General features: G+C 62.1%; 15 protein-coding genes and 6 pseudogenes. 8 read left to right on the top strand and 13 right to left on the bottom strand.

The features are described from left to right. Positions 1-25: 25 nt before the first annotated feature. Complete coding sequence (locus K3724_RS03030; RefSeq protein ID WP_259989951.1) at positions 26-175, bottom strand: hypothetical protein; 150 nt, start codon at positions 173-175, stop codon at positions 26-28. Between the two features lie 629 nt (positions 176-804). Here K3724_RS03030 and K3724_RS23925 point away from each other — a divergent pair. The 3 genes and pseudogenes from K3724_RS23925 to K3724_RS23920 all read left to right on the top strand — a co-directional run. Continuing rightward, positions 805-855 (top strand): annotated as a pseudogene (locus tag K3724_RS23925) (hypothetical protein); the annotation flags it as partial. Between the two features lie 15 nt (positions 856-870). Continuing rightward, positions 871-2,136: pseudogene (tnpC, locus tag K3724_RS03025) on the top strand (IS66 family transposase); the annotation flags it as partial. Beyond that, positions 2,025-2,354, top strand: a complete 330-nt coding sequence (locus K3724_RS23920; protein ID WP_409201400.1) for a transposase domain-containing protein — start codon at positions 2,025-2,027, stop codon at positions 2,352-2,354. The pseudogene tnpC and the gene K3724_RS23920, both read left to right, overlap by 112 nt. 171 nt (positions 2,355-2,525) lie before the next feature. On the opposite strand, the gene K3724_RS03020 is transcribed toward K3724_RS23920, so the two are convergent. Next, on the bottom strand, positions 2,526-3,464 hold the full coding sequence (locus tag K3724_RS03020; RefSeq protein WP_259989949.1) for a LysR family transcriptional regulator: 939 nt from the start codon (positions 3,462-3,464) through the stop codon (positions 2,526-2,528). Between the two features lie 90 nt (positions 3,465-3,554). Between K3724_RS03020 and K3724_RS03015 the strand changes: the two genes are divergently transcribed. After that, complete coding sequence (locus K3724_RS03015) at positions 3,555-4,391, top strand: TauD/TfdA family dioxygenase (protein WP_259989948.1); 837 nt, start codon at positions 3,555-3,557, stop codon at positions 4,389-4,391. 20 nt (positions 4,392-4,411) lie between these two features. After that, positions 4,412-6,043 carry an arylsulfatase gene (locus K3724_RS03010; RefSeq protein ID WP_259989946.1) on the top strand — a complete coding sequence of 544 codons (1,632 nt, stop codon included), beginning with the start codon at positions 4,412-4,414 and terminating at the stop codon, positions 6,041-6,043. Between the two features lie 391 nt (positions 6,044-6,434). On the opposite strand, the pseudogene K3724_RS03005 reads toward K3724_RS03010, so the two are convergent. From K3724_RS03005 to ccoN, 9 genes and pseudogenes are all read right to left on the bottom strand, one after another. Further along, positions 6,435-7,272 (bottom strand): annotated as a pseudogene (locus K3724_RS03005) (transposase); the annotation flags it as partial. Continuing rightward, a pseudogene (locus K3724_RS03000) lies at positions 7,259-7,693 on the bottom strand (helix-turn-helix domain-containing protein); the annotation flags it as partial. The pseudogenes K3724_RS03005 and K3724_RS03000, both read right to left, overlap by 14 nt. A gap of 65 nt (positions 7,694-7,758) precedes the next feature. Next, positions 7,759-8,399: pseudogene (locus K3724_RS02995) on the bottom strand (tyrosine-type recombinase/integrase); the annotation flags it as partial. 45 nt (positions 8,400-8,444) lie between these two features. Continuing rightward, on the bottom strand, positions 8,445-8,702 hold the full coding sequence (locus K3724_RS02990) for a hypothetical protein (RefSeq protein WP_259989944.1): 258 nt from the start codon (positions 8,700-8,702) through the stop codon (positions 8,445-8,447). A 46-nt stretch (positions 8,703-8,748) separates the two neighbouring features. After that, positions 8,749-10,177: pseudogene (locus K3724_RS02985) on the bottom strand (IS1182 family transposase). A gap of 214 nt (positions 10,178-10,391) precedes the next feature. Next, positions 10,392-11,261: a cytochrome-c oxidase, cbb3-type subunit III gene (ccoP, locus tag K3724_RS02980; RefSeq protein WP_259989942.1), complete on the bottom strand. Its 870-nt coding sequence runs from the start codon at positions 11,259-11,261 to the stop codon at positions 10,392-10,394. Beyond that, positions 11,258-11,470 carry a cbb3-type cytochrome c oxidase subunit 3 gene (locus tag K3724_RS02975; RefSeq protein WP_259989940.1) on the bottom strand — a complete coding sequence of 71 codons (213 nt, stop codon included), beginning with the start codon at positions 11,468-11,470 and terminating at the stop codon, positions 11,258-11,260. Before K3724_RS02975 ends, ccoP begins: the two co-directional genes overlap by 4 nt. Positions 11,471-11,480: 10 nt before the next feature. Beyond that, a complete protein-coding gene (gene ccoO, locus K3724_RS02970) occupies positions 11,481-12,209 on the bottom strand; it encodes a cytochrome-c oxidase, cbb3-type subunit II (protein WP_129369760.1) in 729 nt (242 codons plus the stop codon). Positions 12,210-12,223: 14 nt separating this feature from the next. After that, entirely contained in the window at positions 12,224-13,834 is a 1,611-nt protein-coding gene (gene ccoN, locus K3724_RS02965) for a cytochrome-c oxidase, cbb3-type subunit I (RefSeq protein ID WP_259989937.1), read from the bottom strand. A gap of 204 nt (positions 13,835-14,038) precedes the next feature. Between ccoN and K3724_RS02960 the strand changes: the two genes are divergently transcribed. Further along, positions 14,039-14,878, top strand: coding sequence for a universal stress protein (locus K3724_RS02960; RefSeq protein WP_259989935.1), 840 nt, complete (start codon positions 14,039-14,041; stop codon positions 14,876-14,878). Positions 14,879-14,959: 81 nt separating this feature from the next. On the opposite strand, the gene K3724_RS02955 is transcribed toward K3724_RS02960, so the two are convergent. Then, complete coding sequence (locus K3724_RS02955) at positions 14,960-15,217, bottom strand: GlsB/YeaQ/YmgE family stress response membrane protein (RefSeq protein WP_259989933.1); 258 nt, start codon at positions 15,215-15,217, stop codon at positions 14,960-14,962. A gap of 439 nt (positions 15,218-15,656) precedes the next feature. Between K3724_RS02955 and K3724_RS02950 the strand changes: the two genes are divergently transcribed. Then, complete coding sequence (locus K3724_RS02950) at positions 15,657-15,950, top strand: hypothetical protein (protein WP_259989932.1); 294 nt, start codon at positions 15,657-15,659, stop codon at positions 15,948-15,950. A gap of 215 nt (positions 15,951-16,165) precedes the next feature. Here K3724_RS02950 and fnrL read toward each other — a convergent pair whose 3' ends face one another. Continuing rightward, a complete protein-coding gene (gene fnrL / locus K3724_RS02945; protein ID WP_259989929.1) occupies positions 16,166-16,906 on the bottom strand; it encodes a transcriptional regulator FnrL in 741 nt (246 codons plus the stop codon). A 61-nt stretch (positions 16,907-16,967) separates the two neighbouring features. Here fnrL and hemN point away from each other — a divergent pair, with 61 nt between their 5' ends. Further along, on the top strand, positions 16,968-18,323 hold the full coding sequence (hemN, locus tag K3724_RS02940) for an oxygen-independent coproporphyrinogen III oxidase (protein ID WP_259989927.1): 1,356 nt from the start codon (positions 16,968-16,970) through the stop codon (positions 18,321-18,323). Positions 18,324-18,480 lie beyond the last annotated feature (157 nt).

Here is an 18,480-nt window from a genome sequence, read left to right as displayed (position 1 = left end):
GGATCAGTGAACGAAGGTCCGGCCTTCAACAGACGGCCAAAAACGTGACAAAATCAAGCTGAGTTTTGCCAAAGGTTTGTGGCACGATATTTTTCCATGACTCTGGTGTAGGGGTGGTCAGTGATAAAAACGACCGTTTTTTTGCCGGGTGGTTTTTCAGGGTTTTTTTGTCCATCTAACATTTCGTCTTTAGCTTAACTCGGGAGAAGTAAACTTAGGGAATTCAATGACCCGTAAGTGCTGTCCCGGCCCCACGTTGTAGCGCCTATCCCGTGCTGCGAGATCTTGCACATCTCACAGTGGGGAGTTCGTTTCACAATGTGCGCTGCAAATTCGTTTCTCAAATCGTTGGGCGTGGAGATCTACGCGTCGGGTCACCGGCGGTGGCCGGATGAAGCCAAGGCCCAGGCAGTGGCGGATACGCTCGAACCGGGCGCGACTGTGAATGGCGTGGCGGGTGCGGCCGCTGGAGGCGCGGCGCCCGGCTGTGGCAGAGTGACTCGGGCAGCCGAAAGCCTGCGTCCAGAGGGGTGGATCAGGGTATGGTCCGGCCATGTCCAGCACCCCGCCCATCGACCTTTCTGCCCTTCCCGCAGACCAGCGTGACGCTGTCCTGGCGGTGCTGCGCGAGCGGGATGCGCTCAGGGAGGCGAACAAACGCCTGGAGCACCTCGTTGCCGAGCTGAACCAGGCCGTGCGTGGCAAACGGCCGGAGAGGCTGAGCGAGGAGCAAGCCATTGATGCGCCATTGGTTCGAGCGACAATGGCGGCCGGCAGCTGGCCTTCGAGGATCTCGAGACCGCAGTGGCCGAGGTTGAGATCCAGCAAAACACGCAGACATCCACCGGTCCGGCGCCGCGCAAGCCAGCCCGCCGCAACCGGGGCAATCTGCCCAAGGACCTGCCGCGGATCGAGAGGGTGATCGAGCCGGACAGCCTGGACTGCCCATGCGGGTGCGGCGAGATGCACCGGATCGGCGTCGTGCCGCAGGCACGCCTTTGGCGTGACGACCGCACCGAGCGGCTGGATATTATTCCCGCGCAGCTCCGCGTCATTCACTGCCCGGCAGTGCATGTTTACATGCACGAGAGGGGTCACTGCCCGGCCCAAGTATGCCTGCCGCGCCTGCGCCGAGGGCGTCACCCAGGCACCGGCCCCCGCGCACCTGATCGAGGGCGGTTTGCCGACCGAGGACGCCATCGCGCATGTTCTGGTCAGCAAATTCTCGGATCATCTGCCGTTATACCGCCAGAGCCAGATCCTGGCCCGCTCCGGGACCGACCTGCACCGCAGCACGCTCGCCGATTGGGTGGGGACAGCCGCCTTCCACCTCGGTCCCGTAGTCGACCGGCTGGCCGAGCACCTGAAGGGCTCGGGCAAGCTGTTCATGCCCTCTCGGCAGCATGCGTCGCATGCGCCTGCCGGGTAATAGACGAGACCACGGCGCCGGTCCTGGACCCGGGCCGCGGCCGGACAAAGACCGGGGATCTCTGGGCCCTGGCCCGGGACGACAGGGGATGGGGCGGCGATGACCCGCCCGGCGTGGTGTTCACCTATGCTCCCGGCCGCGCCGGGCAGAACGCGGAACAGATCCTGCAGGGCTTTGATGGCATCCTGCAGCTGCCCTCCCGGCAGCATCCTGCGGATGCGCCTGCCGGGTGACAGATGGCTATACCGGCTGCAACCGGCTGACGCGCCCCTCGCGGAAAGGCGGCGCGCCGGTCACCGTCGCGTATTGCTGGGCGCATGCCCGCAGGAAGCTGAAGGAGGTCTTCGACCGCGACGGCACCGTGCTGGAAGCACGCCTCCGGCATGACGATCGCCGCCGAGGGGCTGCGCCGGATTGCGGAGCTTTACCGCATCGAGGCTGAGATCCGCGGCATGGGTCCCGGCCAGCGGCTGTCGGCCCGGCAGGCCCGCACTGCGCCGCTGGTCGCCGGGTTCGGAGAATGGCTGCAAAACCAGCGCCGCCGGATCTCCTCAAAGTCGCGTCTCGGTGAGAAGCTGGCCTATATCCACCGCCAGTGGGGCGGGCTGCAGACCTTCCTTCACGACGGCCGCGCCGGGACCGGCTCCAATGCCCCTCTCGGCAGATTGCTTCGCAATCGCCTGCCGGGCAGCGGTGCGAGAACCTGATCCGCCCGATCGCCCTGACAAGAAAGAACGCGCTATTCGCCGGCCATGATGAAGGCGGCCGCGCCTGGGGCCGCATCGCTTCGCTCATCGCCACAGCAAAGATCAACGGCGCCGAGCCCTTCGCCTGCCTCCAGGCCACCCTCGAAGCCATCGCTGCAGGTCACCCTGCCAGCCAGCTCGACGAGCTCCTCCCCTGGAATTTCCAGCCGTCAAGCTGATCCCGCGTGGGGCGGGGGCAACGCTTACAAAGAGCCCGCTGAAGTTCAAGGGTTTAGCCCATTTCGCTGATGGCCGGTTCCGGCCTGTCCCTACCGCGGCGCCTGCTGCGTTGGCATTCGACGGCACTGAGCTCATTCTGACTGATGCTGCAGAAAAGACGAACGGCAGCATCAAAGGTTTGCAGAGCTTTGGATACCTGCAAGGTCTGAGACAGAGATCGGCGACCTGCAGACCTCTAGAAACCGGTCAATCAGCGCTGTTTGCACTGCTTGGCGTGAGCGGGCTATCACCACCCTGTAATGACCAATGCTTTCCTTGAGCGGCCGCGCAACGATGGGGTCGCCTTCAGTTGTGCAGTCCTGTTTGGGCGGGAAGCCTGCAAGCGTGAAACCGAACCCCTTGCCCACGTAAGCCTGCACCAGCTCGCGCGATTGGGACTGGAACGGAACCTCGGGGTGAACGCCCGCGGCCTGCAGCAGTTGCAGGTAGCTTGGCCCGGGGCCAGCAGGCGAGACGGAGATATAGGGCAGACCGGTCAGGTCGGACAGGCTGATCCGGGCTTTCGCTGCCAAGGGGTGTGAGCCTGACAACAGAACCAAGGGCGGCAGCTCCAATAGCACTTCAACCTCATGCCGACCGGGATCGAACCCCTGGTCAAAGACCACCAGCGCATCCACCTCGCCAGCGTCCAGCGCGGCCACCAATGCCGGATAGTCCGCTTCCTTCACCTCGATACGAACGCCCGGATGGTTTTCGCGGAAAGCAAGCACCGCAGGCAGCACGATCTGCTGCGCCAGTGCGTGATGGGTGCCGATGTGGATCCTGCCAGCGCGGCCTGACGCAAGATCCGCGGCCCGTCGGTCCAGCGCCGAGGCCTGTACCAGCAGCGCCTCGGCCTGGGTGGCGAACGTCTCGCCAGCGCGGGTCAGCCGCATGCCTTGTGCCGGAAACCGGTCAAACAGGGTCAGGCCGGTGGCGGCCTCCAGCTTATCCAGAGCCGAGGCGACGGCTGCGGCAGAGACATTCAGCTGCCGCGCCGCCTGGGCAATACCGCCCTGCCGTGCGGTTTCCGTCAGGTAGGTGAGTTGGCGAAGGGTGAAGCGAACCATTGGGAAAATCTCTCTTTGAAACAGATTAAATCAGTTTTTCCAGCTTTTGGGCAGGCCCTATGCTGCCTGCAGGTAACAGCGGAGGATATCATGGACATTTTGCCAATGACCGGCGGGCTAGGTGCGGAAATCCTGGGGGCGGATATCCGCCGCAGCGAGGATTTCAGCGCCATCCGGGACGCCTTTGCGGAGTATTCGGTGATCGTGCTGCGGGGGCAGACCGCCGGACCGGGGGATCACCTGGCTTTTGCCCGCCGTTTTGGACCTGTGAATGTCAACCGGTTCTTCAAGCCGGTTGAGGGCCACCCGGAAATCGCCACGGTCCTGAAAGAGAAGGACCAGACAGAGGCCGTTGGTGAGGGGTGGCATACCGATCATTCCTATGATCAGGAACCGGCGATGGGCTCTATTCTTCACGCCATCGAGATGCCGCCCTATGGCGGCGACACGCTGTTTGTCTCCATGGGCGCCGCCTATGAGGCGCTTTCAGAGCCGATGCGCAGGTTTCTTGATGGTCTGACGGCCTTGCATTCCTCGCGGCATGTGTTCGGCGCCGCCGCGATGGACAGCGAGGCGGTGAAATCGGGCCGTCTGGGCAATGCAAAGGCCGCCACCCAGGATGTCCGTCATCCGGTGGTCATCACCCATCCGCTGAGCGGACGGCGCGGCCTCTTTGTGAACCCGGTCTTCACCACCCGCATTGAAGGGCTGAACCCGGAAGAATCCTCGGCGCTTCTGGCCATGCTTTATGCCCACTGCCAGCAACCGGAGTTTCAATGCCGCGTGCGCTGGCGGGCCGGTGACATTACCATGTGGGATAACCGCGCCACCTGGCACAAGGCGATCAATGACTATCACGGCTTCCGCCGCCTGATGCATCGGGTCACCGTTGAGGGCGGCCCGCTTGCGACCATTCCCGCAGCCTGAGTCTTAGTGAATGTACCGGTATGACTAACAACAACCCTCAGGCAGAAATCAGTCGCCCCAATGTTATCCTGATCCTCGCGGACGACATGGGGTTTGCCGATCTCGGCTGCACCGGGTCGGAAATCCAGACCCCCAACATCGACTCCCTCGCGCGGGGCGGCGTGATGCTGTCTGCGATGTACAACTGTGCCCGCTGCTGCCCGACGCGGGCGTCGCTGCTGACCGGGCTCTACCCGCATAACGCCGGCGTCGGACATATGGGCGCCAATCTGGGCACGCCTGCCTATCAGGGATTCCTGCGCAACGACAGCGCCACCATTGCCGAGCATCTGCGCGCCAGCGGCTATGCCACACTGATGTCCGGCAAATGGCATGTGGCTGGCGACTTCGAACCCCGCAGCGTAGACCACTGGCGGATCGGCGATGTTGAGCATCCGACACCGCGCCAGCGCGGCTTTGACCGCTTTTACGGAATCATGGACGGGGCGACGCATTTCTTTTCGCCGCATTACATGCTGGAGGACGACAGCCGGGTCGAAACCTTCCCGGATGATTTCTACTTCACCGACGCCATCACCCATAAGGCCATCGGCATGATCGAAGGCGCGGTGGCGGACCAAAAGCCATTCTTCCTCTACCTTGCCCATACCGCGCCGCACTGGCCGCTGCATGCCCACCCTGAGGACATTGCGAAATACGACGGCGTCTATGCCAAAGGCTGGGACCGTATCCGCACCGCACGCCATGAAACGATGAACGGCCAGGGCATTTTCCAGCGGAGCTGGGACATCTCCCCGCGTGACAGCACCGTGCATGGCTGGGAACAGGAAAAGAACCGGGATTGGGAAGCCAGCAAGATGGCCACCTATGCGGCGATGGTGGACCGCATGGATCAGTCGATTGGCACACTGATTTCGGCCCTGAAACGGCTGGGGCAGTTCGACAACACGCTGATCCTCTTCCTGAGCGACAACGGCGGCTGCGCTGAGTTCATGGCCGAGGACGGCTGGGCGAAGTTCTACCCGGACAAAACGCACGACGGCAGGCAGATAACCATGGGCAATGTGACCGACCTGCGCCCGGGCGATGCCCAGACCTTCCAGAGCTATGACAAGCCCTGGGCCAATGTCTCCAATGCGCCCTTCCGCCTGTACAAGCATTATGTGCATGAGGGCGGCATCTCGACTCCGCTGGTTGCCCACTGGCCAGAGGGATTTAAACCGCGCAAAACTGCTCATGCTCCCTGTCATGTGGTCGATATCCTGCCGACCATCCTGGAAGCCGCCGGCGCCGCCTATCAGACCGAGATGGGCGGCCATGAAATCCAGCCGCTGCAGGGGGAATCGCTGATGAGCCATTTTCAAGGCAAGGACTGGCAGCGCGAGCAACCGATCTTCTTTGAGCACGAAGGCAACGCCGCGATCCGGCTGGGGCAGTTCAAGCTGGTTCGACTGCATGATTGCCCTTGGGAGCTTTACGACATCGAGGCCGACCGCACCGAACTGACCAACCTTGCGGGCCTTACCCCCGCCCTTGAGAACGACCTGATCCGCCAGTACCAAACCTGGGCAGACGCCACCGGAGTGCTGGACTGGAACGAAGCGCTGCCGAAACTTCTGGCGGCGTGGAAGATGGAAACCCCAAGTGGCTGAAACTAACGGCAAAGCGGCTACTGGGCCCCACTTGGAAAAAGGCCGGTCCTTTTAAGGTTTTTCGATGCGTGCCATGGCGCGGGGTATCGACGTGTACTGACTGTGGCCCGCGTTGGGAAACCCTGACAAGGAGGAGGCCGCGGGAGCTGGCCGGTGTCTATGGGGAAAGCGTTTCGCCGATGTTATTTTCCGGGAAGTGCTGACCGATTGGAAGCGGTTCTTTCCTTTGTGCCAAGAGCCTTGTTCAGCGCTGTCAGGCATCCGGGCATCGCCATTTCCCCGGTGCGCGTTGCTGGATGTTTGAGCTGCGGCATGATCCGGTGCAGGGCGGCACTGTCCAAAACCGCCTCACCGGCTCAGGCTGCTATTGAGCAATTTGATTTGCGTTCCATCATGCGGCCTGGTTCCTTGGCGGTGCGCGGGTGGTTGGTTTCTGGCCGCGCCGGAAGATCTCGATGATGCGCATGGGGCCACCGCAGTCAGGGCACGGCTCGCGCAGTGTGAGCGGGATGATCTCGGTGCTTTCCTTGGGTTCCGGCGTCTGTTCCACTTCAAGTAGCTGCCGTATTTTTGCGATATTGGCTTTGCGGGCGGAACTGGCCTGCAGGCCGTAGTGACGGATGCGGTGGAAGCCATCCATTGCCCGGCAGGCGATTTGGCAGAGCCAAATCTGCCGAAAGGGGGCAGGACGTGGATCAGGAACCGGCAGATGAACTCGTCTGTGCTCAGGCGCATGACCTTTTGGCGGTCACCTGATTTGACGCGGTAGTCTTTCCAGCGAAAGGCCACCGCCTGGGCATCCGCGCTGATGAGGCGGCTGTTGGAGATGGCGCCACGGTGGGTGTAGCGGCTGAGATAGGCCAGCACCTGCCCGGGTCCGCCGAAGGGCGGTTTGGCATAGACCACCCGTTCGGTTTTGCGCTGCGGTGCGAGGTATCTGACAAAGGCCTCTGCATCCGCCAGTCCCTTCAGGTCGCCGAAGAAAGCAAGCTGCCCGGTGCGGTGCAGTGCAGAGCCATCAACCCTTCGATGAACAGACGGCGAAACAGCCGCGACAGGACACGGACGTGTAAAAAGAACCCCGGCTTGCAGGCGCCCCATCTGGAGCCGTCCGGTGAAAGACTGCCACCGGGTACGATCATGTGAATGTGGGGATGATGCGTCATCGCCGATCCCCAAGTGTGCAACACGGACGTCATGCCGAAACGTGCACCCAAGCGCTTGGGATCGCCTCTCGGTGAGCAGGATGCCGTCCTGGGCGGCAAGGGCCTCCAAGGCCTTCAGCCGCTTCTTCATGGTTTCCAGATCGTTCCGCAGCCAGATCGAGCGGACGCCGGAAGACGACACCATGATGCCCTGCTGCTGAAGCTCCCACGAGGCGCGCTTCTGCCCCAGCGCCGGGTTTTCGATGGCCAGCTCGATCACTGCCTGCTCGACATGCTCCGGCCCCCGGTTCTTCAGGACCGGCTTGCGGCGGCTGAGATCCATCAGCGCCTGCTCGCCGCCCTGTTCATAGAGTTCCTTGAAGCGGTAGAAGCTGTCCCGGCTGTACCCCATCACCGTGCAGGCCTGCGAGACGCTGCCGAGCTGCTTGGCAAGTTCCAGCAGCCCCAGCTTCGGTTTGATGATCTTATCCTGAATACTCGTCATTGATCGGCACTCCATGCTTGCGCTCCAACAGAGCAGAAATGTCAGATCAAGTCGCGTGTTCTACAGTTGAAAGCCCGGCCCAGTTGCCTTGATGCGACCGGATTGATCTTGGGCTTGCCCGGGAAAAGCCAGCCTTCGGGTCGCGCCTCAACCCAGTACTCCCGCAGCAGGTCCAGCAGAGCGGGCGACAACATCACCTTGCGGTCTTTCCGGCATTTGCCTTCATCGACATGGATCAGAATCCGGTCGCTATCGATGTCGGAGACCTTGAGACTGCAGACCTCTGAAGCCCGCAGACCCCACCATAGGAAATGCTGAGCGCGGCGCGATACTTCAGACCCGGGCCGGGCGCTGCGGCGAGAAGTTCCGAAACATCTTCGACACTCAGCACCGTCGGCAGCTTCCGGGGCTGCGTGCGAAACTGCATGTACTTCTTCATGTCCTCGCGCCTGCAGGTCTTCCCGAACAGAAATCTCAGCGCCATGATCCCCGCATTGTACGTCGTTGGCGTCACGCCGGTATCGGTCATGTGCAGCTGATAGGCGCGAAGATCGTCCGGTGCCGCGGTTTCGGGCGAGCGCTTCAGGAACCCCGCAAAATCCTTCACCGCCCGAATGCGTGCCTTCTGGGCTTTGTCGCCCATCCCGTGAATGCGCATGTCTTCAATCATCCGCTCGCGAAGCGGTGTCGTTCTCTCCTCTGTCATTGGAACCTCCTCTGTCGACTGAGAAAGCCCCAATCGTCAGACAGGTCAGCAAGATCGCAAAATGCTCACCGCTTCCGGTTCATCCCCTACATCAGCCACAAACGCCATTGCCGCGACAGCGGCTTCGTCCGCTCTTTGTGAATTGACCGTTCCAGTCTCGCTGCGCGCTGCACCAATGGCCAGTTTCATCGCCGCGTCACAGCGCCAGATTTTGAGCGCATGCAGCATTTCTTCCGCTGCGGGCTCGTGCAGAGAATAATCACAACGACCGCTCCGGGCATATTCCGTTGAAAAACTCCGCATTGCCACCGCCCTGAAGTCTTCTTCAACAAGGCGCGTTCTCCGCTCTTCATGCCGGACGGGGCGTTTGCGGTACGGGCAGCAGCTTTGCGAGCTTTCTGAGGTTCTGGACGGCAGCTGCGAGGTGGAACTCGTCCCGCGCGCGGCATGGGCCGCGTAATCGGAGCCGGTCAATCCCAAGGATCCGCTTCAGGTGCGCAAACAGCATTTCCACCTTCTTCCCGAGTTTGCAGGAAATCGCGTATTGCGTTGTCTGGGCGATTGCACGAGCCACATCGCGGGAGGGTTCATAGATCGACCGGGTCACTTTGCGCTGGGGAGCTTTCGGGCAGCAGCCTGGTTTCAAGGCACAGGCATCACAATCGGACTTACGGGCCCGGTAGCGCAGCATGCCATCCTGATCCGGCTTGGCTTCCCTCGGTTTTGAGAACGCCCGGCGAAATTGCCTGAGCTCCTTGCCACCTGGGCAAATGTAAGCGTCGTTCGCGGCGTCATAGGTGACGGCGGCTCGCTCGAAGGTGCCGTCCTTACGGCCTGATTTATCTACCACCGGGATATGCGGTGCAATCCCTCGCTCTTCAGCCAGCCAGTTCAGCATGGGCCCGGTTCCATAGGCCGTATCGGCTATCAGCCGCTCGGGCTTAAGACCAAAAGTATCAGTGACCCGGTCCACCATCGTCCGTACGGCGCCAACCTCGGCCTGCCTGATCGAACGGGTGGCCTCGACATCCAGGATCACAGCATTGCCGGTGTCGGTCAGGTAGTTCGCGGAATAGGCAAAATAGGCAGGCCCGCCCCGCGCGCCGGTCCATTGCGAGGCAGGGCCGGAATGCGATGTGAACTTCGGCTTCACCGGGCTTGCCGCGCCAAAGGCGGCGTCATCCAGTGTGTCCAGTTACTCCCTGACTGCGCGCGGCGCATCCGTCGGGTCAAGCGTCGCCGGTTCCCAATCGTCCTGCGGCGAGGAGTTCTGCCGATTGGCATCCGCCTGGATCAGGCTGGCATCAGCTGCAAAACGCTGGCCGCTGGCCAGCCCTTCCTCAATGCAGCGCGCAACCACGGTCCCGAAGACATGCCGCAGGAGATCGCTGTCGCGGAAACGCCCATGTATCACCCGGCAGGCGATGCAAGCATCGCCGAGAGGGCCGGTTTTTCGAGAAGGTCGAGTGATCCGGCACCGGGTCGGTGAGATCGAGGCGGCAGAACCAGCGGTACGCAAGGTTCAAGTGAACTTCTTCGCAAAGCCGCCGCCCGGACCGGATGCCCATAGCGTATCCCACAAAAAGCATCCGGATGATCAGTTCCGGATCCACAGACGGCCTGCCGGTCGAACTGTAATAGGGAGCAAGGTGCGGGCGGATACCAGACAGGTCCACAAACTGGTCAATCGCCCGCAGCATGTGGTCACCCGGCACATGATCCTCAATGGAGAACTCATAGAACAGCGCACCTTGCGCGTCCTGCCTCGGTCCCATCATCGCCATCAATCCCAGATACCAATTTGAAGATTGAATCAGCGCTCAGACCGCAAGGCAACCTGAGTTTTTCAACGGAATAGGCTCGTTCCAGGCTTTCGCTGCAATGACTCTCGGCGGCCGGTTTGGGCTGACTGCCGAGCCTCCCATCACAACAAGTTTAAAAAAGGGCCGCCCGCAGGCAGCCCTCTCATCATTCTGATCAACCGGATCCGGCTTATTCGCCGCCGCCCAGCTGGTGGACATAAGACGAGACCGCCCGGATCTGCGCCTCGGTCAGGCGGGTGTTCCAGGCCGGCATCACGCCATAGCGCGAATTGGTCACAGTCTCGCTCAGAGTGGCGTAATCGCCGCCGTAAAGCCAGATCGCATCGGCCAGATTCGGCGCGCCCTGGCTGCGGTCGCCGGTGCCGTCCTCGGCGTGGCAGGAGGAACAATTGTCGGCAAAGACAACCGATCCGGCCTCAACCTTCGAGGCATCCTGCGCCTCGCCCGACAGCGACATCACGTAATTGACCACTTGGGAAATCTCTTCTTTCTCAAGCAGCTCGTCACGGCCGAATGCAGGCATCTCGGAATAGCGCGCATCGTCGCTGTCCTCGTTGCGGATGCCGTGGGTGATGGTGGCGTGGACATCCTCCACCGAACCGCCCCAAAGCCAGTCGTCATCCAGCAGGTTCGGGTAACCCTTGGCCCCTGCCGCACCGGACCCGTGGCACTGGGCGCACCAGGTCTTGAACACGGCTGAGCCTGCCGACACCGCGTAGGCGTTCAGCTCAGCATCTTCCGCAATGGCTGTCAGATCGATTGCTTCCAGCTTGGCGTTGACCGGCGCGTTGGCTTCTTCCACCGCGGTGATTTCAGCCGCCACGTCGGCGCGGGTCGACCAGCCCAGCACCCCGGCGGTGGCGCCGTTGATCAGCGGCCAGGCCGGATAGGCGATGGTGTAAAGAACGCCCCAGATGATGGTGGCATACAGGGTCCACAGCCACCAGCGCGGCATCGGGTTGTCGAATTCCTCAATCCCGTCCCACTCATGGCCGGTGGTGTTCGGATCGCTTTCGAACTTCTGCGATTTCTTGCTCATGCCCTCGCCTCCTTGGTCTCGGCGGGTTCGTCAGCACCTGCAGCAGGCGCCGGTGCATCATCATGCCGGAACGGGATGTCGGCGGTGTCCTGGTAAACCTTGGTGCTGCCCGGGCGGAACGCCCAGACCACCACACCGATAAAGAAGGTGAACAGGAACAGCAGCATCCAGCTGTCCGCAAATTGCCTGAGGAGTGTATAGAATTCCATCTGTCCCTCCTTAACGGCTCGCGTCCGGGGTGAAGGTCGAGAAGTCGACCAGCGTGCCCATCATCTGCAGATAAGCGATCAGCGCATCGGCCTCGGATACCCCCGGCTGGCCGTCGAAGTTGCGCACATTGACCTTCTCGCCGTAACGCTCCAGCAGCCCGTCATAGTCGCTGTCGGGATCTGCCTGGGCGCGGAAGTCGGCCTGAGCGGCCTCGATCATCCCGTCCGTGTAGGGGGTGCCCAGCATCGCATTGGTCGCCATCACGTCGCCGATGTATTTGCCGTCGACCCGCTTACGCTCAAGAAAGCCGTATTTCGGCATCACCGATTCCGGCACCACGGCCTGCGGATTGCGCAGGTGGTCCACATGCCACTCATCCGAGTAGCGGCCGCCGACACGGGCCAGATCCGGCCCGGTCCGCTTGGAGCCCCACTGGAACGGACGGTCGTACATCGACTCTGCCGCCAGCGAGTAGTGGCCGTAGCGTTCGACCTCATCACGCATCGGGCGGATCATCTGACTGTGGCAGACATAGCAGCCCTCACGGATGTAGATGTCACGGCCCGCCAGTTCGAGAGGGGTGTAAGGGCGCATGCCCTCCACCTTCTCAATGGTGTTTTCCAGGTAGAACAACGGTGCGATCTGCACCAGGCCGCCGATGGTCACAACCAGGAAGCTGCAGATCAGCAACAGGGTCGCGTTGGTCTCGAGGATCTTATGTTTGTCGAGAATGGACATAGCTGCCTGGCTCCTTATTCAGCCGGGACCGGAACCGTCAGGCTGGCTTCTTTTGCCGGGGCCTTACGGACAGTCATCCACAGGTTGTAGCACATGATAAGCGCACCAGCGAGGAACATGACCCCGCCCAGACCGCGCACCACATACATCGGGAACTTCGCTGCCACGGTGTCGGCAAAGGAGTTCACCAGGAAGCCGTTGGCGTCCACTTCGCGCCACATCAGGCCTTCCATGATCCCGGTCACCCACATCGACGCGGCGTAGAGCACGATACCGATGGTGGCGAGCCAGAAATGCCAGCTGACGAGGCTGAGCGAGTACAGACGCTCCCGCTTCCACAGCACCGGCACCAGATAGTACAGCGCACCAAAGGTGATCATGCCGTTCCAGCCCAAAGCACCGGAATGCACGTGACCGATGGTCCAGTCAGTGTAATGCGACAGCGAGTTCACGGCGCGGATCGACATCATCGGACCTTCAAAGGTGGACATGCCGTAAAAGCCGACCGAGATCACCATCATCCGGATCACCGGGTCGGTGCGCAGCTTGTCCCAGGCACCTGACAGGGTCATCAGACCGTTGATCATGCCGCCCCACGAGGGCATCCACAGGATGATCGACATCACCATGCCCAGGGTCGAGGCCCAGTCCGGCAGCGCGGTGTAATGCAGGTGGTGCGGGCCGGCCCAGATATAGAGGAAGATCAGCGCCCAGAAGTGGATGATCGACAGCTTGTAGGAAAACACCGGACGCTCGGCCTGTTTCGGGATGAAGTAATACATCATCCCCAGGAAGCCGGCAGTCAGGAAGAAGCCCACAGCGTTGTGGCCGTACCACCACTGGATCATCGCATCCTGCACACCCGGCCAGACGATCACCGATTTGGAACCCCAGATCGAGACCGGAAGGGTCATGTTGTTGACCAGATGCAGCATCGCCACGGTGACGATGAAGGCCAGATAGAACCAGTTGGCCACATAGATATGCGGCTCTTTGCGTTTGATCACGGTGCCCAGGAACACCGCCAGATAGGCCACCCAGACCACGGTCAGCCACAGATCAACGTGCCATTCGGGTTCTGCATATTCCTTGGACTGGGTTGAGCCGAACAGATAGCCGGTCGCCGCCAGCACGATGAACAGCTGATAGCCCCAGAACACGAACCACGCCAGGTTGCCGCCCCACAGCCGTGCCGCGGAAGTCCGCTGCACCACATAAAACGAGGTTGCAATCAGCGCGTTGCCGCCAAAGGCGAAAATCACTGCCGAAGTATGCAGCGGACGCAGGCGGCCAAAATTGGCAAGCCCTTGCGCCCACTCGAAATTCAGTGCCGGAAAGGCCAGCTGGAACGCAATGAAAGTCCCGGCCAGAAATCCGACCACGCCCCAAAAGGCGGTTGCGATTGTGCCAGCGCGCACGACGCTGTCGAAATACTCATTCTCCAGACCAACAACTGCCGGTTTCGGCTCGTTGGTGTGGCGCAAAGTATAAAGGAACAGGCCGCCAGCCACGATCATCACGATGATCGCATGCACCTGGTAAGCCAGATCCCGCGCGTAATTGGAACCGATCATCGCAAACAGCGTGACCAGACCAAGCGCTATCAGCTTGATATAGTTAGACATCTTGCGTCCCTTTGCCATGCCCCCGCGAATCCTGCGGATACGGGAACGTTATTAGACCGCGCCCTTCATGCAAAAGGCGCATCTTTGATGCCTTGATCTGCATCAAGACAAATCCGTGCAACATGTGACACATCTGCCCGTGTAACGGAATTCTCCGCACCGCGGCCATCCGGGCTGCGCCGCTTCATCCGCCGAGAGGTGCCAATGTCCTACAAGTCCTTGCTAACCATTCTCACAGCTGCGGAAACAGCAGCAGCGCCTTTGGCGCAGATTACGGCCCTGGCCGAAGACTTTGGTGCACATGCCAATGCGCTCTGCCTTGGGGTCGACCGTACCCAGACCGGCTATTATTACGCAGGCGCCAATGCGATGGTGCTGCAGGAAACCCTGTCCCGTGCCCAGGAAGAGGCCGAGCAGGTCGAAGCCCAGGCCGAAACCGCGCTGCAGCAGGCCGGCGTGCCGTTTGCAACCGACAGCGGTGTCGCCCAAATCGCGGACCTTGGCCGCCATGTGGCGCGTCAGGCGCGTTTTTCCGACCTGGTTGTGCTAAGCAAACCCTATGGCCCGGGCAAGCGTGCCGAAGCCGAACCGATCGTCGAAGCCGCCCTGTTCGAAGGCCGCGCCCCGGTGCTGGTGGTGCCCGACGATGCCGCACCGATGCGCCAGCCCAAAACCGTTCTGGTGGCCTGGAACGAAAGCATCGAGGCGATGACCGCGATCCGCCGGGCAATGCCATTCCTGATAGGCGCCGATCTGGTGCGTATCGCAGTGATCGACCCGCCGCAGCACGGGCCGGAACGCTCCGACCCCGGCGGCTTGCTGGCGCAGATGCTGTCCCGGCACGGTGTTTCTTGCGAAATTGATGTGCTCAGCAAGACCCTGACCCGGGTATCCGATGTGCTGAACCGCCATGCGGCGGACACTGCCGCTGATCTGATTGTGATGGGCGCCTACGGCCATTCCCGCTTCCGCGAAGCGATCCTTGGCGGTGCCACCCGCAACATGCTGGAACAGGCCAAAGTACCGGTGCTGATGGCGCATTAGCGGCCCTGTCAGTCAGCAATCTTGCCGAATAATAAAGGGCGCCCTGCGGGGGCGCCTTTTTCGTCAATTGTCGCCTGCGCCCTACCCGGCCTTGCGTATGAGGCCGATCAGGAACAGCAGGATCACCGCCCCGATGGTGGCATGGATCAGCGACCAGATGAAACCGCCGCCCGCGGCAAACCCCAGTGCCGGAAAGATCGTTCCGGCCAGAAAGGCGCCAACCACGCCGACGATGATATTGCCAAGGATGCCAAAGCCGCGCCCTTGCATGATCTTGCCTGACAGCCAGCCGGCCAGCGCCCCGATGATCAGCATCCCGATCAAGCTTCCAAACTGCATTTCCGCCTCCGTTTGTTGTGATTGACCCAATAGACCACAGCCGCGGCACCGGGTCACCTGCAGGCATCAAGGGACCTCGCGGCAAGCGCAGCAAGGCGGCGCAACTCCCGCCCGTCGTCCGCCCTTCTTGCTGAAGGGCCTCCTCCCGTTGGGCGTGGCACCGCTTTGCGGTGCCACGCCCAAGGCTGCCAGCGGGTCCGGCACAGCCGGGCACGCGCAGGCGCGGGAGCCCCCCCCTGTTCTTCCGGTCTTAGCCCTGGCGGACGTAGTGCATCCCTTGAAAAGCCCCGCGGAACTCTGCAGTTTTCCCCGCCAGCGCCGCCGGGACCTCTGCCAGCAGACCACCGGCCATCAGCTCCGCTAAGCGCGGTCGTGCTTTGGCTCCACCCTGCGGCGCACCAATTCAAGGGTCCCAATACCCGCCCGCGATCATGCCGCATTGGCGGGCGGCATCGAAAACCACCTTGGCACCGTCCACATCGCCGCCCTGCCCGCGATTGCGCAATTCCGGCAGTCACCGCGCCTGCGCGCCGAGATGCCGGACACCGAGGATTCGATCACCGCAACCGAAGAGCCGCCGAACCTTGAGCGCACGCCCAATGACCTGTGCCTGTTCCACGGCGGTGAACAGGGCGCTGTGACCGAACAGGACGTGATCTTTCCGGTCTGCGATCCGCCTGCCCGGATCAGGTCCTGCACCTGCGAGGGCCGCAGTATTCGCTGTATGCGTTAGCAGTTGAGGCGGACATCAACGGCGCCGGGATATTCATCGGCCATCAGGCTTTTCAGGCGCCGCTGCCGACCAGCGGGCGCCCTTTGACATCCGGGTCAGCCTGCCACGGGACCTGCGGCTGTGGAGCCTGCGCGCCTCAGGTCCGCGCAGCACTGCGGCGCGGGTGGCGGGCTGGCTGGTTGAGAACATCCAGAGGATTGCAGGGAAATGCGGCCTTAGCCCAGGAAGCCGCCGTCGCTGTCGTCGCCGGCCTCTTCCATCAGGCGGCGCATGTCGGGCACTGTGACGTGACGCTTGCCTTCCAGCTCAATAACACCGTCCCTCTTCAAAGCCGAAATCTGCCGGCTCACGGTTTCCAGTGTCAGGCCCAGGTAATCCGCCATTGCCTCGCGGGTCAGCGGCAGGTCGAACACCATGCGGCTGGTGGCGCCGCGCGGTGTCAGCGAGGCATCGCGGCGGGCAATGATCGACAAGAGGCTGGCGATCTTTTCGCGCGCGGTCTTGCGGCCCAGCACCAGCATCCATTCGCGGGCGGCGTCCAGCTCATCCAGTGTCATTTCCAGCAGCCGGTGGGCGATATGCGGGGTGCGCTCCATCAGCTCTTCAAACGGTTTCTTGCGGAAGCAGCACATCACGACGTCGGTGGTCGCCACCACATCATAGGCCGCCCCTTCACGTCCGGGCCGGCCGACAAAATCGCTGGGCAGCAGCAGCCCCACCATCTGGGTGCGCCCGTCCTCCATCGTCTGGGTCAGCGAGGCAATACCCGACACAACCGAGCCGACAAAGGTCATCACATCGCCTGACCAGATGATCGGCTGGCCGGCCTCATAGGTGCGGTAGTATTTGACCGCATCCAGCTCCTCCAGCTCATCCGCGTTGCAGCGCGCGCAGACGGCGCGGTGGCGGATCGGGCAGTCGCCGCATCTGGATTGTGACAATACTGGAGCGTGCATCAGGGGATCCCGGTTGATCTGGGTCAAGGTTTGCCTGTCGGGCGTGCCTAAAACTAAAGGAATGGATCAGAAACCTCAATTGGCCGAACTCGGATTATTCGACGCCAAAGTGCCGCGCTATACAAGTTACCCGACGGCGCCGCATTTCGGAAATGCAGTGGATCCCGCCCGGTTTTCCAATTGGGTTTCAAAGATTTTCCCCGGCAGCAGTATTTCCATGTACGTGCATGTGCCGTTCTGCCGCAGGCTATGCTGGTTCTGTGCCTGCCGCACCCAGGGCACCCGATCGGACGCACCGGTGGAGGCCTATGTTCAGGTATTAAAGGCCGAGATTGCACTGCTGCAGCAGCAGCTGCCGGAGGGCGTGACGCTGTCGCGCCTGCATTGGGGCGGCGGCACTCCGACGATCCTGAACGCTGAGCTGATCCGCGATCTGGCCGGCACCATCGCAGAGGCCATTCCCCTGGCGCCCCGGGCAGAGTTCTCGGTTGAAATCGACCCGAATGAGATCGGGGGCCGGCGGCTGGAGGCGCTGGCCGGGTCCGGCATGACCCATGCCACGGTCGGAGTTCAGGATTTCGACAGTACCATTCAGCAAGCGATTGGCCGCATCCAAAGCTTCGAGTCGACCCGGACGGCCATCGAACAGCTGCGCAGCCATGGGATTGCCGGCCTGAACGCCGATATCCTGTACGGGCTGCCGCATCAGACACCGGCAGGAATGACCGAAAGCGTGCAAAAGCTCGTTTCGCTGACCCCCGGCCGGGTGGCGGTTTACGGCTATGCCCATGTGCCCTGGATGGCCGGGCGGCAAAGCATGATCCGCTCGGACACTCTGCCAACGCCCGAAGCCCGGCTGCAGTTGTTTGAGACCGCCCGCCAGCTGTTCCTGTGGGACGGCTACCGGGAGGTCGGTATCGATCACTTTGCAAGGCCCGGTGACGGGCTGGCGGTGGCGCAGCGGACCGGGCGGCTGCGGCGTAGCTTCCAAGGCTATACAAATGACCCGGCGGAGGTGCTGATCGGGATCGGCGCCTCGGCAATTTCACGGTTTCCTCAGGGCTATGCGCAGAATGCGCCGGGCACATTGGCCTATATCCGTGCCATCCGCGACGGGCAATTCGCCACTGCCCGCGGCCATGGGTTCAGCGGCGAGGACCTCTTGCGGGCGCGGCTGATCGAGGCGCTGATGTGCGACTTCAGGATCAGCCGGGAAGAAATCCTGTCGCGCTTTGCCGTGCCTGCCGCAAGATTGGAAAGGATGTTCGCCGAGGCCGGCGCCGCCTTCCCTGGCATGCTGTCGGTGTCCGCCCAAGGCCTTGCCATCCGCGAGGAGGCCCGTCCGCTGACCCGGATGATCGCCCGCAGTTTTGACGCCTATGATCTCAGCACGGCTGCCCACAGTACAGTGGTTTGAAATCTCTCCCGGATTGCCAGTCTCTCCCGCCCGTCGACGCTGCGCCATATGGCACAGCGCTTCCGTTGGGCCAGGCTCAGCGCCAGCGGCGCTGAGCCTGGCCCAAGGCCGCCAAGGCACGTCCGGCATCAGCCGGGCGGGCCTGCGGGCGCGGGAG

This window comes from Leisingera sp. M658 (assembly GCF_025144145.1).
Lineage (GTDB): Bacteria > Pseudomonadota > Alphaproteobacteria > Rhodobacterales > Rhodobacteraceae > Leisingera.
This window is presented reverse-complemented; position numbering and strand designations above follow the sequence as displayed.

Bases quoted from the DNA above. Each gene is read 5' to 3' on its own strand.
- K3724_RS03030 (WP_259989951.1), bottom strand. From the start codon at position 175: ATGGACAAAAAAACCCTGAAAAACCACCCGGCAAAAAAACGGTCGTTT.
- K3724_RS03020 (WP_259989949.1), bottom strand. From the start codon at position 3,464: ATGGTTCGCTTCACCCTTCGCCAACTCACCTACCTGACGGAAACCGCA.
- K3724_RS03015 (WP_259989948.1), top strand. From the start codon at position 3,555: ATGGACATTTTGCCAATGACCGGCGGGCTAGGTGCGGAAATCCTGGGG.
- K3724_RS03010 (WP_259989946.1), top strand. From the start codon at position 4,412: ATGACTAACAACAACCCTCAGGCAGAAATCAGTCGCCCCAATGTTATC.
- K3724_RS02990 (WP_259989944.1), bottom strand. From the start codon at position 8,702: ATGCGGAGTTTTTCAACGGAATATGCCCGGAGCGGTCGTTGTGATTAT.
- ccoP (WP_259989942.1), bottom strand. From the start codon at position 11,261: ATGAGCAAGAAATCGCAGAAGTTCGAAAGCGATCCGAACACCACCGGC.
- K3724_RS02975 (WP_259989940.1), bottom strand. From the start codon at position 11,470: ATGGAATTCTATACACTCCTCAGGCAATTTGCGGACAGCTGGATGCTG.
- ccoO (WP_129369760.1), bottom strand. From the start codon at position 12,209: ATGTCCATTCTCGACAAACATAAGATCCTCGAGACCAACGCGACCCTG.
- ccoN (WP_259989937.1), bottom strand. From the start codon at position 13,834: ATGTCTAACTATATCAAGCTGATAGCGCTTGGTCTGGTCACGCTGTTT.
- K3724_RS02960 (WP_259989935.1), top strand. From the start codon at position 14,039: ATGTCCTACAAGTCCTTGCTAACCATTCTCACAGCTGCGGAAACAGCA.
- K3724_RS02955 (WP_259989933.1), bottom strand. From the start codon at position 15,217: ATGCAGTTTGGAAGCTTGATCGGGATGCTGATCATCGGGGCGCTGGCC.
- fnrL (WP_259989929.1), bottom strand. From the start codon at position 16,906: ATGCACGCTCCAGTATTGTCACAATCCAGATGCGGCGACTGCCCGATC.
- hemN (WP_259989927.1), top strand. From the start codon at position 16,968: ATGGATCAGAAACCTCAATTGGCCGAACTCGGATTATTCGACGCCAAA.